This window comes from Streptomyces sp. R41 (genome assembly GCF_041053055.1).
Taxonomy (GTDB): Bacteria; Actinomycetota; Actinomycetes; order Streptomycetales; family Streptomycetaceae; genus Streptomyces.
In genome coordinates this window covers 8026182-8040839 of record NZ_CP163443.1, presented here as the reverse complement: position 1 = coordinate 8040839, position 14658 = coordinate 8026182, and the positions used below count along the sequence as shown (strand labels likewise).

Annotated in this window: 14 protein-coding genes and 1 pseudogene; 8 read left to right on the top strand and 7 right to left on the bottom strand. The window is 70.4% G+C overall.

Features of this window, described 5'->3' with window-relative positions; all coding sequences use genetic code 11:
* Positions 1–28: 28 nt before the first annotated feature.
* Positions 29–823, bottom strand: coding sequence for a pyrimidine reductase family protein (locus AB5J53_RS36575; RefSeq protein ID WP_369249876.1), 795 nt, complete (start codon positions 821–823; stop codon positions 29–31).
* Between the two features lie 37 nt (positions 824–860).
* Between AB5J53_RS36575 and zapE the strand changes: the two genes are divergently transcribed.
* The 6 genes from zapE (at position 861) to AB5J53_RS36545 (ending at position 7142) form a co-directional block, all read left to right on the top strand.
* Entirely contained in the window at positions 861–1958 is a 1098-nt protein-coding gene (zapE, locus tag AB5J53_RS36570) for a cell division protein ZapE (protein WP_369249875.1), read from the top strand.
* Positions 1959–2094: 136 nt separating this feature from the next.
* Positions 2095–2433, top strand: coding sequence for a hypothetical protein (locus AB5J53_RS36565; RefSeq protein WP_369249874.1), 339 nt, complete (start codon positions 2095–2097; stop codon positions 2431–2433).
* Positions 2434–2503: 70 nt separating this feature from the next.
* The gene (locus AB5J53_RS36560) at positions 2504–3082 is read left to right on the top strand and encodes a carbonic anhydrase (protein ID WP_369249873.1); all 579 of its coding nucleotides are present in this window, start codon (positions 2504–2506) and stop codon (positions 3080–3082) included.
* Between the two features lie 8 nt (positions 3083–3090).
* A complete protein-coding gene (locus AB5J53_RS36555) occupies positions 3091–4566 on the top strand; it encodes a SulP family inorganic anion transporter (protein WP_369249872.1) in 1476 nt (491 codons plus the stop codon).
* Positions 4567–4680: 114 nt separating this feature from the next.
* A complete protein-coding gene (locus AB5J53_RS36550) occupies positions 4681–5670 on the top strand; it encodes a slipin family protein (RefSeq protein WP_369249871.1) in 990 nt (329 codons plus the stop codon).
* A gap of 89 nt (positions 5671–5759) precedes the next feature.
* Entirely contained in the window at positions 5760–7142 is a 1383-nt protein-coding gene (locus tag AB5J53_RS36545) for an alkaline phosphatase PhoX (RefSeq protein WP_369249870.1), read from the top strand.
* A gap of 25 nt (positions 7143–7167) precedes the next feature.
* On the opposite strand, the gene AB5J53_RS36540 is transcribed toward AB5J53_RS36545, so the two are convergent.
* On the bottom strand, positions 7168–7611 hold the full coding sequence (locus AB5J53_RS36540) for a spore germination protein GerW family protein (RefSeq protein WP_369249869.1): 444 nt from the start codon (positions 7609–7611) through the stop codon (positions 7168–7170).
* Positions 7612–7843: 232 nt separating this feature from the next.
* On the opposite strand from AB5J53_RS36540, the gene thrS reads away from it, so the two are divergent.
* A complete protein-coding gene (gene thrS / locus AB5J53_RS36535) occupies positions 7844–9067 on the top strand; it encodes a threonine--tRNA ligase (RefSeq protein WP_369249868.1) in 1224 nt (407 codons plus the stop codon).
* A gap of 122 nt (positions 9068–9189) precedes the next feature.
* Positions 9190–10077, top strand: coding sequence for a PPK2 family polyphosphate kinase (locus AB5J53_RS36530; protein ID WP_369252673.1), 888 nt, complete (start codon positions 9190–9192; stop codon positions 10075–10077).
* Between the two features lie 238 nt (positions 10078–10315).
* On the opposite strand, the pseudogene AB5J53_RS36525 reads toward AB5J53_RS36530, so the two are convergent.
* The 5 genes and pseudogenes from AB5J53_RS36525 to AB5J53_RS36505 all read right to left on the bottom strand — a co-directional run.
* Positions 10316–10924 (bottom strand): annotated as a pseudogene (locus AB5J53_RS36525) (histidine phosphatase family protein); the annotation flags it as partial.
* A 298-nt stretch (positions 10925–11222) separates the two neighbouring features.
* Positions 11223–11543, bottom strand: coding sequence for a hypothetical protein (locus tag AB5J53_RS36520; protein ID WP_369249867.1), 321 nt, complete (start codon positions 11541–11543; stop codon positions 11223–11225).
* Positions 11544–11555: 12 nt separating this feature from the next.
* The gene (locus AB5J53_RS36515) at positions 11556–12059 is read right to left on the bottom strand and encodes a nucleoside deaminase (RefSeq protein WP_369249866.1); all 504 of its coding nucleotides are present in this window, start codon (positions 12057–12059) and stop codon (positions 11556–11558) included.
* Between the two features lie 133 nt (positions 12060–12192).
* Complete coding sequence (pucD, locus tag AB5J53_RS36510; protein WP_369249865.1) at positions 12193–14526, bottom strand: xanthine dehydrogenase subunit D; 2334 nt, start codon at positions 14524–14526, stop codon at positions 12193–12195.
* Positions 14526–14642 (bottom strand): carbamoyltransferase C-terminal domain-containing protein, encoded by a 117-nt coding sequence (locus AB5J53_RS36505; protein WP_369249864.1) that lies wholly within the window; start codon positions 14640–14642, stop codon positions 14526–14528. Before AB5J53_RS36505 ends, pucD begins: the two co-directional genes overlap by 1 nt.
* Between the last annotated feature and the right edge of the window lie 16 nt (positions 14643–14658).

Sequence of the window (14658 nt, the reverse complement as noted above, 5' to 3'; positions counted from 1 at the left end):
AAACGGAACGGGACATTCCGCCGACTTGTCAGGACCGACGGTATCGGCTGTACAGGAACCCGGCCTCCTCCAGCAGGGACACGAGTTCGAACCTCGCCGGGACCGCCATCGAGGGCCCCCCGGCGATGCGCTGCGCGTCACCCGCGGCGAGCATCGGCGACACGGTCAGGCAGAGCTCGTCGAGCACTCCCCCCGCGACGAACTGACCGAGCAGACGGGGCCCGCCCTCGGTCAGCAGCCGGGTCAGGCCGAGATCCCCGAGGGCCCGTACGGCACGGGCGGGGTCCACCCCCATCCCGTCCCCGGCGATCACCACCTGGGCGCCCGCCTTCTCGGCCGCCGCGACCCGGTCGGGAGCCGCCGCGGCACCCGTGAGCACCAGTGTGGGCACCAGGGGCGAGGTGAAGAGCGGCAGCGAGAAGTCCAGGTCGAGGCTCGCGGTGACCACGGCGATGGCGGGTGCGGGGCCCTGACCGGCCGCCTCCCGGAGCTCCGCGAAGGCCTCACGCGCGCGTGCCGGGCGATAACCCTCCTGCCGTACCGTTTCCGCGCCGACGATCACGACATCGGCGAGCCCCCTGAGCACCCCGAAGATCCGCATGTCGGTGGCGCTGGAGATGGGCTGCGAGCGCCCGTCGTGCTGGGCGGCGCCGTCGAGCGTGGAGACCATGTTGCCGCGCAGCCAGGGCTCACGTCGGTCGGGATAGGCGTAGGCCTCCGCCAGTTCCCCGAGCCCCCACTCTCTGTCCGTCACATCCGCCTCAGGGGGCCCGCCCGAGGCCTGGGCTGCTGTTTCGTAGGTCACAGGGAACAGGCGTCGCATGACGTGCAGTGTGGCACGGCCCTTAGAGTGGGGAACCGTGTCGTCCTCCACCACCGCCTCCGGGATCGACCCGATAGCCGAAGCGGCCCCGCTGTCCCTGTGCGCCCGCGAGCCGCACGTCCCCGCCGACCGACTGGTCGCCGAGATGGTGCCGCCGCCGCGCTTCGACTCGGTCCGCTTCGCCACATACATCCCGGACCCGAACCAGCCGAGCCAGACCGAGGCCGTGCACGTCCTCAGCAGCTTCGCGGCCGGTCTCGGCGGGGCGCACGCGGTCGGCGGCGGCAAGCGCCGGCTGTTCGGCTTCGGCAAGGCCCCGAAGACGCCCACCGGCCCCCGTGGCGTCTACCTCGACGGCGGCTACGGCGTCGGCAAGACCCACCTGCTCGCCTCCCTCTGGCACGCGACCCCGGCCGAGCCCGCGCTCAAGGCGTTCGGCACCTTCGTGGAGCTGACGAACCTGGTCGGCGCGCTCGGCTTCCAGAAGACCGTGCAGACGCTCTCGGGTCACCGTCTCCTCTGCATCGACGAGTTCGAACTCGACGACCCCGGCGACACCGTCCTCGTCTCCACGCTGCTCGGCAAGCTGGTCGACGCGGGCGTCGCGCTCGCCGCCACCTCGAACACGCTGCCGGGCAAGCTCGGCGAGGGCCGGTTCGCGTCCGCCGACTTCCTGCGCGAGATCCAGGGCCTGTCCGCCCACTTCCGGCCGCTGCGCATCGACGGCGAGGACTACCGCCATCGCGGGCTGCCCGAGGCCCCGGCGCCGTTCTCCGACGAGCAGGTCACCAAGACGGCGTACGCGACCGGCGGCGCGTCCCTCGACGACTTCCCGCACCTGCTCGACCACCTGGCGCGCGTCCACCCCAGCCGGTACGGCGCCCTGACGGACGGCGTCAGGGCCGTCTGCCTCACCGACGTCCAGCCGGTTCCGGACCAGTCGACCGCGCTGCGGCTCGTCGTGCTCGCCGACCGCCTGTACGACCGCGAGGTGCCGGTCCTCGCCTCCGGGATGCCCTTCGACAAGCTGTTCAGCGAGGAGATGCTGAACGGCGGCTACCGCAAGAAGTACTTCCGCGCGATATCCCGGCTCACGGCGCTGGCGCGGGACGCCGAGGGGCTCGTGAAGGGATAGTTTCCCAGCGCGGTTTCCGGCCTCGGAGGTATCGCTTCCGGCCCTCTTCAGGGTGAAACGTTGAGTTAACCCTGCAAACAACTCACCTTGTTAACGTATGTCTTGACGTGAGCGAAGAGGTACCGGAAGGGGGCGCATGCTACGAGGTACGACGGCCCGGACCCTGTATGTGGTACTCGCCGCCGTCCTGATCAGTCTGCAGCTCTTCGCCCCCACCGAGGCGTTCGCGTCCGCGCACAGAGGCGAGGTCGCCTCCTGCGCCGAGGCCGAGCACCCGCACAAGGTGGCCCCGCCCCTGGGTGCCCGGCGGCGGATCCGCGACGAGGACCTCGTACCCGAGACACCGGCCCGCGCCCTGCTCGCGAGCGACCTCGCGGGCTCGTACCCGCCGGTCCCTCTCACCGCCACGCACCCCCGCACGTCGAGATCCTCGATCGACCACTCCCCCGCAGTACTTCAGGTCTTCCGCTGCTGAGCGGAGCGCGTCCCCCCACGCTCCGTTTTGTAAGCCGACGCGCCCCCATGGCGCGCCAGGAGGAACTGACATGCAGCCCCTCATCGACCATGCCCGCTCGTTCGGCCGGCGGCCCGAGGAATTCGCCTCGCTCGCCCAAGGCCAGTCCCCACAGGTCCTGTTCATCACCTGCTCCGACTCCCGGGTCGTCCCGGCCCTGATCACCGGCGCCCGTCCGGGCGAGCTCTTCGAACTGCGCACCGCGGGCAACATCGTCCCGCCGTACACCTCCGACCGGCCGACCTCCGAGGCGGCCACCGTCGAGTACGCGGTGGACGTACTCGGCGTGTCCGAGATCGTGGTCTGCGGCCACTCGCACTGCGGCGCCGTCGGTGCGCTGGTGCGCGGCGAGGACCTGACCGCCGTACCGGCCGTACGCGACTGGCTCGCGCAGGCCGAACCCCCCTCCGACTCACCCGACGACGACCCGGCTGTGGCCGACGCGGTGCAGAACCATGTCCTCGCGCAACTGCTACGGCTCCGCGAATACCCCTGTGTGCAACGGGCCATGGCGGCAGGTCAACTGCGTTTGCACGGCTGGTACTACGAGGTCCACACCGGCGCCGTACGCGCGCACGCGCCGGACACCGACTCCTTCGAGGCGCTGTGAGCCGCGCGATGAAGTTCCCGAACCTTACGAAGCAATTCCCGTACCTGCGGCAGGACTTCGCCGCGTCGGTCGTCGTGTTCCTCGTCGCCCTGCCGCTGTGCGTGGGCGTCGCCGTCGCTTCCGGCGTACCGGCCGAACTCGGCCTGGTCACCGGCATCGTGGGCGGTCTCGTCACCGGACTGATGCGCGGCAGCAGCCTCCAGGTGTCCGGTCCTGCCGCCGGGCTGACCGTTCTGGTCTTCGAGGCCGTACGGGAGTACGGACTCGCCGTCCTCGGAGTCGTCGTCCTCGCCACGGGTGTGCTCCAACTCCTCATGGGCGCACTGAAGTTGGGTCGCTACTTCCGGGCGATCTCGGTGGCGGTCGTCGAGGGCATGCTGGCCGGGATCGGGCTCGTGCTGATCGCGGGCCAGCTCTACTCGATGGCGGGCCTGAAGGCACCCGCGTCCGGACTCGACAAGCTCGCCGGGCTGCCCGAGGCGCTCGTCGACGCGGCCCGCGGCACCGAGGCTCTGGCCTCGGTCGGGCTCGGGGCCGGGACGATCGCCGTACTGGTCCTGTGGAAGCGGCTGCCTCGGCGGGTGCGTACGGTGCCGGGGGCGCTCGGCGCGGTCGCGCTGGCCACCCTCGTCTCACTGGCGTTCGGCCTGCCCGTGGCCACGGTGGAGGTGCGGGGGCTGCTCGGCTCGATCCAGTTGCCCTCGCCCGACGCTTTCGGTGAGCTCGCGAACGCAGGAGTACTCGGCACGGTCCTCGCTTTCACCCTGATCGCCTCCGCCGAGTCTCTGTTCAGCGCGGCGGCCGTGGACCGGCTGCACGACGGACGGCGGACCGAGTACGACAAGGAGCTGATGGCGCAGGGCGCGGGCAACGCGGTCTGCGGGCTGCTCGGCGCGCTGCCGATGACCGCCGTGATCGTACGCAGCGCGGCGAACGTCCAGGCGGGCGCGCGGACGAAGGCGTCCCGGGTGCTGCACGGCGTGTGGCTGCTGCTGTTCGCTGCGCTGCTGCCCGCCGCGCTCGGCGTCATCCCGCTGCCCGCCCTCGCCGGCATCCTGGTGCACGCGGGCTGGAAGCTGATTCCGCTCCGGGAGATCGCGTCGCTGTGGCGTGGGCATCGTGGCGAGGCGCTGATTCTCATCGTCACCGCCGTGTCGATCGTCGCCGTCAGCATGTTCGAGGGCGTCCTGATCGGGCTCGCGCTGGCCGTCGCCAAGACGGCGTGGGAGGCCTCGCACGTGCGCCTCGACGTCATAGACAAGGGCGCCGGGCCCGTCCAGGCGTATCTGTCGGGCAACGCGACCTTCCTGCGGCTGCCGAAGATACTCGACAGCCTGGAGGCGCTGCCGCAGGACCGCCCCGTCGAGCTGGACCTCTCCGGCCTGCACCACCTGGACCACGCGTGCCGGAGCGCGCTGGAGACCTGGTCGGCGCGGCACAGTGCGACCGGGATCGAGCCGGTGAAGGTCACGCCGGGGGCCTGAGGCCAGGGCCGGATCCGCCGCGCGGCGGATCCGGCCCTATGACCTGAACGGGCCCGTCCCTACGACGTAAAGTGGACGTATCAGTCATGGTGGGCGGCTCGGAAAGGGGTCGTCATGGTCGAGGAACTCATCGCGGCGGGTGTGGCGACCGGTGCGGCCGGTCTGGTCTACCTCTCGGCGGCGGCCCGGGTCGTCAAGCAGTACGAGCGTGGCGTGGTCCTGCGGCTGGGGCGGCTCACGGGAGGTGTCCGCCCCCCGGGCTTCACTATGATCGTCCCCATCGTCGACCGGCTGCACAAGGTCAACATGCAGATCGTGACGATGCCGGTGCCCGCGCAGGAGGGCATCACTCGGGACAACGTCACGGTGCGGGTCGACGCGGTCGTCTACTTCAAGGTGGTCAACGCCCCCGACGCGATCATCCAGGTCGAGGACTACCGCTTCGCGGTCTCGCAGATGGCGCAGACCTCGCTGCGGTCCATCATCGGCAAGAGCGACCTCGACGACCTCCTGTCCAACCGCGAGAAGCTCAACCAGGGCCTGGAGCTGATGATCGACAGCCCGGCGATCGGCTGGGGTGTGCAGATCGACCGCGTCGAGATCAAGGACGTATCGCTGCCGGAGACGATGAAGCGGTCGATGGCCCGGCAGGCCGAGGCCGACCGTGAGCGGCGCGCCCGGGTCATCAACGCGGACGCGGAGCTGCAGGCATCCAAGAAGCTCGCGCAGGCCGCCGGCGTGATGTCGGAGCAGCCCGCCGCGCTCCAACTGCGGCTGCTGCAGACAGTGGTGGCCGTCGCGGCCGAGAAGAACTCCACGCTCGTGCTGCCCTTCCCGGTGGAGCTGCTGCGCTTCCTCGAGCGGGCGCAGGGCGGGCAGGCGCCGCCCGCCGCCGAGCAGTCGGCGCCCCCGCGGGCCAAGGAGCACGTCCAGCTCGATGAGCCCGATGAGCCGGTCCCGCTCGATGAGCCTGTCCAGCTGCAAGAGCCGGGCCTGCTCGACGAGACCGTCCAGCTGCAAGAGCCGGGCCTGCTCGACGAGACCGTCCAGCTCCATGAGCCCGGCGGGCTCGATGAGCTGGATGAACCCAAGGGCGACGAGTGACACGCGTGACGCGCGTGGTTCCGGCGGCCCCGGTCGCGTGATACACACAGGCGGGTCACAGTCCTGTCCGCCAGCAGGAAGGTCGCCCCATGCCCGAAATCGGTCGCTCCGCGACACGACGTCAGATGCTCACCCGCACCGGCGTGTTGACCGCCTCGATCGCCTTCGCCGGAAGCCTCTCCGAACTCTTCGCGGGCACCGCCGCCGCACAGAACCTGGGCCACAGCGGCTACGGCCCCCTGATCCCCGACCCGAACGGACTGCTCGACCTGCCGGGAGGCTTCCGCTACCGGGTCCTGTCCCGCGAAGGCGACCAACTCCGCTCCGGCGAGGGCCCGGTGCCCAGCAACCACGACGGCATGTCGGCCTTCGCCGGTCGGCACGGCCGCGTCCATCTGGTCCGCAACCACGAGAACCGCGTCACCGCGAAGATCCCGGTCCCGACGGTCGAGGGCCTGACGTACGACCCGATGGGCAAGGGCGGTTGTACGTCCCTGACGCTGGACCGGCGCGGGAACGTGCTCGCGGAGCGCGTCGCCGTCGCCGGCACGGCCGTCAACTGCGCGGGCGGGCCGACTCCTTGGGGCACCTGGTTGACCTGCGAGGAGACCGAGGACAAGGCGGGCACCAACGGCTACACCAAGGACCACGGCTTCATCTTCGAGGTCGACCCGGTGGACCCGCACCGCACCGGAGCCGTACCGCTCACGGCCATGGGCCGCTTCCAGCACGAGGCGATCGCCGTCGACCCGAAGCTGGGCATCGTCTACGAGACTGAGGACGCGTTCCTCAAGCCGTTCGGCCTCTTCTATCGTTTTCTGCCCAACAGGCCCAAGGGCGGGGTCGGTTCGCTGCGCGCGGGAGGCCGGCTGCAGGCGATGCACGTCCCCGGCGTACCGGATCTCTCCTCGATCCAGGAGACGGGCACGAGTTTCGACGGCATCGAGTGGGTGGACGTACCGGACCCGCTCGCGGCCCAGACCCCGGTCCGCCTGCAGGACTTCGGCCCGAAGGGCATCACGCACGCCCAGAAGCTGGAGGGCTGCTACTGGCGTGACACATGCGTGTACTTCGTCTCCTCCTTCGCCCACGGCGCGGACGGCTCGGCAGCCGACCACTACGGCCAGATCTGGCGCTACGACCCGTCGGCGCGCCGGCTCACTCTCGTGATCGTCTTCGGCCCCGACACCGACGTCCAGCTCCCCGGCGAGTCCCCCGACAACATCTGCCTCGCCCCCGGCGGCGGCCTCATGGTCTGCGAGGACGGCAACGGGGCGCAGCACGTCTTCGGCGTGACGCGGCGCGGCGAGGTGTACGCGATGGCGCGCGGCGCCCAGAACATCGGGACGCCCGAGGCCCCGGAGTGGGGCGAGTTCGCGGGCGTCACCTTCTCGCCGGACGGCGGGACGATGTACGTGAACTGCTATACGCCGGGGACCACGTTCGCGGTGACGGGGCCGTGGCGGGGCTAGGGACTGTCGGCCGGATCAGGCCGTTCTAGCTCTTCCGGCGCCGGGTCAGCGCCCGGGTCAGGACGGGGCCGGCGGCCGTGACGATCAGCGCGGCCAAGGGTGCGACGACGTCCGCCCACGGGTCGCGGATCGGGTGGTAGGTGGCGGTGCCGTCGCGCAGCTCGATGAAGCCGAGCGGGCGGGCCCCGCAGCCGCCGCCTCCACCGCCGCCCTCGGAGTTCTTCGCGCGGCCCAGGCCGCGCAGGACACCGCCGCCGAACCCGAAGCCGACCTTGGCGACGGGGATGACGGTGACGCCTTCGCGGGTGACGGCCTCGCCGAAGACGGCGGTGACCGAGGCCCGCCCGCCGAGCCGCTCGGCGAGCCCCTCCAGCAGCCGGGCGACGGTCCCGCCCGCGGGCTCGACGGAGTCGGCGAGGGGGGCGGTGGAGTCGTCCGGCGGGGGCGTCGTGTCCTGCGGTGCTGTCATCGCGGTACCTCCTGGCCCGGGGTGCGGCGCGTTGCCGATGCCCGCAGATTAAATCCCGTGCCCGCGCGGTGGTCCCCTGCTAGCGTCACCGGCATGAAGCGTGCCGCTGTGAACACGACGACGCCGGAGAGTGTCCCGGCGCGCTGACCGCTGACGTGAGTCCAAGCCCCGGGGCGAGTGCCCCGGGGCTTCGCCGTGCGGGCACCCGTCCCTCCCCCGTGAGGAGACCGCCGTGCACGACCACCGCCGACTCGGCCGTGAACTGGACCTGTTCGACACCGACCCCCTGATGGGCGCGGGCCTGCCGTACTGGCTGCCCGACGGCGCGGCCGTGCGGCACGCCCTGGAGGGGTACGTCCGCGACGCCGAGCGGCGGGCGGGCTATCGCCATGTGTACTCACCGGTGCTGGGGAAACGGGAGCTGTACGAGATCTCCGGGCACTGGTCGCACTACAGCGGCGACATGTTCCCGCCGATGGAACTCGGCGACGAGCAGATGGTGCTGCGGCCGAGCCTGTGCCCCCACCACGCGCTCATCTACCGCTCCCGCTCGCACAGCTACCGCGAATTCCCCCTCCGCATGGCCGAGTTGGGCGCCATGTACCGCTCCGAACTGTCCGGTGTGCTCGGCGGACTCACCCGCGTACGCGCCATCCAGCTCAACGACGCGCACATCTTCTGCACCCCGGAGCAGGTCGCCGAAGAGGCCTGCGCGGCACTGGAGTTGATCGGTCGGGCGTACACCGCGCTCGGCATCAGCCCGGCGCGCTACCGGCTCTCGCTGCCGGGCCCGGGCGGGAAGTACGTCGCCGACCCGGAGCTGTGGCGCAGATCCGCCGCGCTGCTGCGCGACGTGCTCGACCGCTGCGGCGTGGCGTACGAGGCCGTCGAGGGCGAGGCGGCGTTCTACGGCCCCAAGATCGACGTCCAGATCGCCGACCCGGCAGGGCGCGAGTCCACCCTCTCCACCGTCCAGGTCGACTTCCACCAGCCCGAGCGCTTCGACCTGCACTACATCGGCGCCGACGGCGCGAAACACCGGCCGGTCATGGTCCATCGCAGTGTCATCGGCAGCCTGGAACGGGCCGTCGCCCATCTCATCGAGGTGCACGGCGGCGCCTTCCCGCCCTGGCTCGCGCCGACCCAGCTGGTGGCCCTGCCCGTCTCCGACGCCGAGGTCGACCAGGCCGCGGCGCTGGTACGCCGCTGCCGAGACCGGGGGCTGCGGGCCGAGCTCGCCGCCCCGGACCAGGGCACCCTGGGCGCGCGGATCCGCGCCGCCCGCCTCGTCCCGTACCAGGCGGTGATCGGCCCCAGGGAGGCCGCCGCCGACCGGATCGCGCCGCGTCTGCGCGACGGCCGACGCCTGGACGCCCAGCCCGCCGCCGAGGTCCTGCGACGCATCGCCCAGCTGATCGATGCCCACAGCACCGAGCTGCTCGACCGGGAGGCCTGAACGCGGGTAGCGGGTACCGGCCGCCCGTCGCACCATCGAGGGGACACGGCCGGAAGGGGCACGCGGTGGCCAAGCAGGACGGCAAGAAGGCCGGCAAGCGGGACGGCAAGAAGGCCGGCGGCATGGGCGGCGGGAAGGCCGACGGGCAGAAGTCCGAGGGCAAGGCCCCGGCCCGGCTCCGTGAGCTCCTGCGCATCCCCGACGGGCAGGGCGTCGACCTCTCCTCGTACGACGCCTCGGCCACCCCCGCCGGGCCCGGTGACAAGGCCGCCGGTCTCGCCGCCACCGCCCGGATGGGTGAACACCTCACCGACCTGCAGGAACGTCTGTGGGCGGCGAGCACGGCGGGCGACCGGCGGCGCCTGCTCCTCGTCCTCCAGGGCATGGACACCAGCGGCAAGGGCGGCACGGTCAAGCACGTCATCGGGCTGTTCAACCCCTCCGGCTGCCGCATCCGGTCCTTCAAGGCGCCGACCCCCGAGGAGCGCAAGCACTCCTTCCTCTGGCGGATCAGGCGGGCGCTTCCCGAGCCCGGCGAGATCGGCATCTTCGACCGATCCCACTACGAGGACGTCCTGATCGCCCGTGTCCGCGAGCTGGCCCCGCGCAAGGAGATCGCCCACCGCTACGGCGAGATCAACCGCTTCGAGCAGTCCCTCGCCGACGACGGCGTCACCGTCGTGAAGTGCTTCCTGCACATCTCGTACGAGCAGCAGCTCCGCCGCCTCCTCGCACGTCTCGACAACCCCGACAAGCACTGGAAGTTCAGCGCCGACGACATCGACGACCGCGCCCTGTGGCCCGCCTACCAGAAGGCGTACGAGATCGCCCTGGAGCGCTGCTCCACGCCCCGGGCGCCCTGGTATCTGATCCCCGCCGACCGCAAGTGGTACCGCAACTGGGCGGTCAGCAAGCTCCTCCTGGAGCACCTCGAGGCACTGGATCCGCAGTACCCGAAGGCCGACTTCGACGTGGAGGAGAGCCGCAAGCGGCTACTGGAAAGCGTCTGACCTGCACAAATACAGGATCTCCTTGGATCACTCCCGTCGGTTGTGGGAGCACGACGGGAGCACGGCGTCTCCTTGAGCCTCGCGTCCCGCTTGTGGATTGGGCATACCGGTACTGCCGGACGCGGGCCCGGCCCACCGACTATCGGTCCGTCCGGCGCTTGAGGACTCCGCGCGGAGCGCGGAATGCCCTGCGCGGAGCGCGGGAAGCCGTGGCCGCGAACCCCGCGAAGGCCCCCGCCTACCGAAGGTGCCCCGTGTCGTTGAGCAGCCGCACCGACTCGTTCCCATCCGCGTGGTACGCCACCTCCGACAGCGACGCCGCCGCCAGCTCGATCCGGAACAGCGACTGCGCCGGCGCACCCAGCGTCATCCGCACCAGCGTCCTCAGCGGGCCGACGTGCGAGACGACCAGCACCGTCCCGCCCGCATGCCGCGCCAGCAGCACATCCCGCGCCACCGCCACCCGCCGCGCCACCGCCTCGAACGACTCGCCGCCGCCCGAGGGCGCCGCCGCCGGGGACTTCAGCCACGCCGTCAGGTCGTCCGCGTAGCGCTCGCGCACCTCCGCGAAGGTCAGCCCCTCCCAGGAGCCGAAGTCCGCCTCCCGCAAGCCCTCCTCGACGAGTACGTCCAGGCCCAGCCGCGCGGCAACCGCCTGCGCCGTCTCCCGGCAGCGCCGCAGCGGTGAGGCGGCCAGCAGTGCCCCCGTCGCCTCGGCCTGCTGCCGCCCCGCCTCCGACAGCGACGGATCCGAGCCACCGCTACCGGAGAAACGCCTCTGCGGCGTCAACGGCGTCTCACCATGCCGCAGCAGCACGAGCGTCGTCGGCGTGCCCCGATCGTCCGGCCGGCCGGGGGCGGCCGGAGCGGCCTCCTCGACCGCCGGCTCGACCCCCGACCCATCTCCGGCCCCGACAATCGAACTCCGCCGTAGACCCGGACGGCTCACACTCACGCCCCGCGAGGCCCGCGTCCGTCGCCTCGTTCACCAGTCGGCTACTTCTGCGGCGGTGCGAAATGGTTCTGCACGGAGTTGGTCTGGTTCTCCATCATGGCGATGATCCCCTCGACGACTTCGGGGTCGGCGTCGTCGGTGATCGTCAGCTCTCGTGACCATTCGAAGTAGCTGCGGTCCGGTTCGTTGGTTATCGGCCGGACGCGGATGGTGGCGACGTAGCTGGAGACGCCGCTTGTCGGCGCGACGGCTCGGTAGTGGAGGACCGCTCCACCTCGCTGCGTCCGGCGACCTCCTGCTGGACGAGGCCTTCGTTGAACACCAGCGTGAAGTCGTACCGCGACGGCACCCGTTCGACCGCGCCGCCTTCGGCCCAGTGCACGTTCTTCACCGCGGGCCCGGACACGATCTTCACCAGCTTCATGGGGTCGCGGACCTCGGCCCAGACGGTGTCCGGATCGGCGTCGAGGACCGTCGAGTGGTGCATCGTGTGCTTCCGATTGATCTCCACCGGAACTCCGTGTCAGTAGTCGATGCGATCGGACTTGGCCAGCCACGCGTCGAACGGCGCCGTACGGTTCGGCAGGTCCAGCCGCTCGACCGACATCGGCCACATCGACTCGGGCTTCTTCTCGAACAGGTCGTAGAACTTTCGGTCGTCGAAACCGGCCACCGCGGCATCGTGCCGATCGGCGGCGTAGACGATCCGGTCGACTCGCGCCCACAGTGCGGAGGAAAGGCACATCGGGCACGGCTCACACGAGGTGATCAGGGTGTGGTCCTCGAGCGAGAAGGCGCCGAGTTTCTTGCAGGCGGCACGCATCGCGCTCACCTCGGCGTGCGCCACCGGGTCCAGGGTCGAGGTGACCTGGTTGTTCCCGATCGCGACAACCTCGCCGTCCTTGGCGACCAGTGCGCCGAACGGACCGCCGCCGTCCGTCACGCTGGTGGTGGCCAGCCTGATCGCCTCTTCCAGCCAGGCGCGTTCGAACTCCTGGACGCTCGTTTCTCGGGTGTGCGCGGTCACGGTTGCTCCTTTGGAGACGGTGGGGACTTTCCGGATACTCCGCCCATGCGGGACACAGCACCCGAGGCAACAAGTGGCGCCCCGCGGGTGCCGCCTTCGGATCAGTGCTGCCGACGGAACCCGCGGGAGGTCATCACGGCTGGACGCCGGCAATGTGCTCCGGTGAAACCGGAGTGTGGGTCAGGTTCAGACCCGTCGCGTTGCGGATGGCGTTCACGACCGCCGGAGTGGCGGAGATGGTGGGCGGTTCACCGACACCACGCACGCCGTACGGCGAGTTCGGGTCGGCCCTTTCGATCACGTCCACCGTCATGGGCGGCGTGTCCAAAATGGTCGGGATCAGGTAGTCGGTGAACGACGGGTTGCGGATCTTGCCGTCCTTGACCTTGATCTCCTCCATCACGGCCAGGCCGAGCCCCTGTGTGGAGCCGCCGTGGATCTGCCCGACGACGGCGTCCGGATTGATCGCCTTGCCGACGTCCTGCGCACAGTCGAGCTGTACGACCTTGACCAGGCCCAAGTCGGTGTCCACGTCCACCACCGCCCGGTGCGCGGAGAAGGCGTGCTGGACGTGCACCCGCCGGCTCTGTCCGGTCACCGGGTCCATCGCGTACGTCTGAAGGTGGTGGTATTCCCGGGTTTCCTCGATCACGTCGTCGCCGAGCACGTCGATGAGGTCGGCGACGAAACCGGTGGCTGCGGAGACGACCTTGCCGCCGGTGAGCGACAGATGCGTGGGGTTCTCGCCGAAACGCTGGGCGACCCGGTCGAAGAGCACCTCGCGGACAGCCTCGCAGGTGTTCCTGACGGCGCCGCCGGTGATGTAGGTCTGCCGTGAAGCCGAACTCGATCCCGCGTCACCGACGTTGGTGTCGGCCGGGTGGATGTTCACGCGCTCCACGCCGAGTTCGCTGCGGGCGATCTGCTGCTGCACGGTGATCAGGCCCTGTCCGACCTCGGCCGCTGCGGTGTGCACCATCGCGACCGGTTCGCCGCCGATGGCCTGCAACTGCACCCGCGCCGTGGAGTAGTCGTCCACGCCTTCCGCGTAGGAGACGTTCTTGATGATCACGCTGTAGCCGACGCCCCGCACAACGCCTTCGCCGTGCGAGGTGTTGGACAAACCGCCCGGCAGGGTCCGCACGTCCGCCGGGCCGGTCCGGTTCTCCGGCGGCAGCGGAAGGTTCTTGAGCCGTTCCAGCAGCTCGGCGACCGGCGCGGGGGAATCCAGCACCTGCCCGGTGTGCATGGTCGAGCCCTCCTCGACGGCGTTGAGCTGACGCAGCCGCACCGGGTCCATGTCCAACGCCTTGGCGAGCTTGTCCATTTGGGACTCGTAGGCGTATGCGGGCTGCACCGCGCCGAGGCCACGCATCGCGCCGCACGGCGGGTTGTTCGTGTACAGGCCCCAACCCTCGATCTTGACGTTGGGTACCTCGTACGGCCCGACGCCCAACGAAGTGGCGTTGCTGACCACGACCGGGGTCTTGGAGGCGTACGCGCCGCCGTCGAAGTACATCCTCGCCTTGACGTAGACGAGCCTGCCGTCCTTGGTCGCGCCGTGCTCGTAGTACATCTTCGCCGGGTGCCGGTGCACGTGGCCGTAGAAGGACTCTTCCCTGTTGTAGACCATCTTCACGGGCTTACCGGTGTGCAGGGCCAGCATGCAGCAGTGGATCTGCATGGACAGGTCCTCGCGGCCACCGAAGGCACCGCCGACACCGGACATGGTGAAGCGCACCTTCTCGACCGGGAGGCCGAGCGCCCGCGCCGTCTGCTTCTGGTCCACGTGCAGCCACTGGGTGGCGAGGAACAGGTCGACTCCGCCGTCCTCGGCCGGGACGGCCAGACCGGATTCGGGCCCGAGGAACGCCTGGTCCTGCATGCCCAGGGTGTACACGTCGGACACCACGACGTCGGCCTTGGCTTCCGGGTCGCCCTTGATGATCGGCTGGTAGCGCACCACGTTGCCGTCGGGGTGCTCGGGGTGCAGCTTGGGAAGCGTGCCGTCGTGCGCGGCCCGCTCCGGGTCGGTGATCGGCTCGAACACCTCGTAGTCGACCACGATCTTCGCCAGCGCGCGCCGGGCCGTCTCCGGGTGGTCGGCGGCGACGAGGGCGACCGGCTCGCCCTGGTAGCGGACGATGTCCTCGGCGAGCGCCGGCGTGTCGGAGACCTTCAGGCCGTAGATGTTCTCGCCGGGGACGTCCTTGTGGGTCAGCACCGCGTACACGCCGGGGTGCTTGAGCGCGGCACCGATGTCGACCGACTTGATCCGCGCATAGGGATGCGGGCTGCGCAGCGTCCCGCCCCAGAGCATGTCCTCCGCCCACAAATCCGAGGAGTAGGCGTACTCCCCGCTTACCTTGAGCGTTCCGTCCGGCCGAAGCGGGCTGTCGCCGATCCCGCCGGTGATCGCCTCATTGAGATCCTGCGGGGTGCGGGCGGGAGAAGTCTGGTTGGCCATCAGGAAGCCTCCACCTTTGTGACGAGACAATTGCCGAGCATGAGGTAGTCGATCTCCGTTCCGAGGAAGCAGTTCAGGGCGTCGGCCGGCGTGCAGACGATCGGCTCGCCCGCCACGTTGAACGAGGTATTG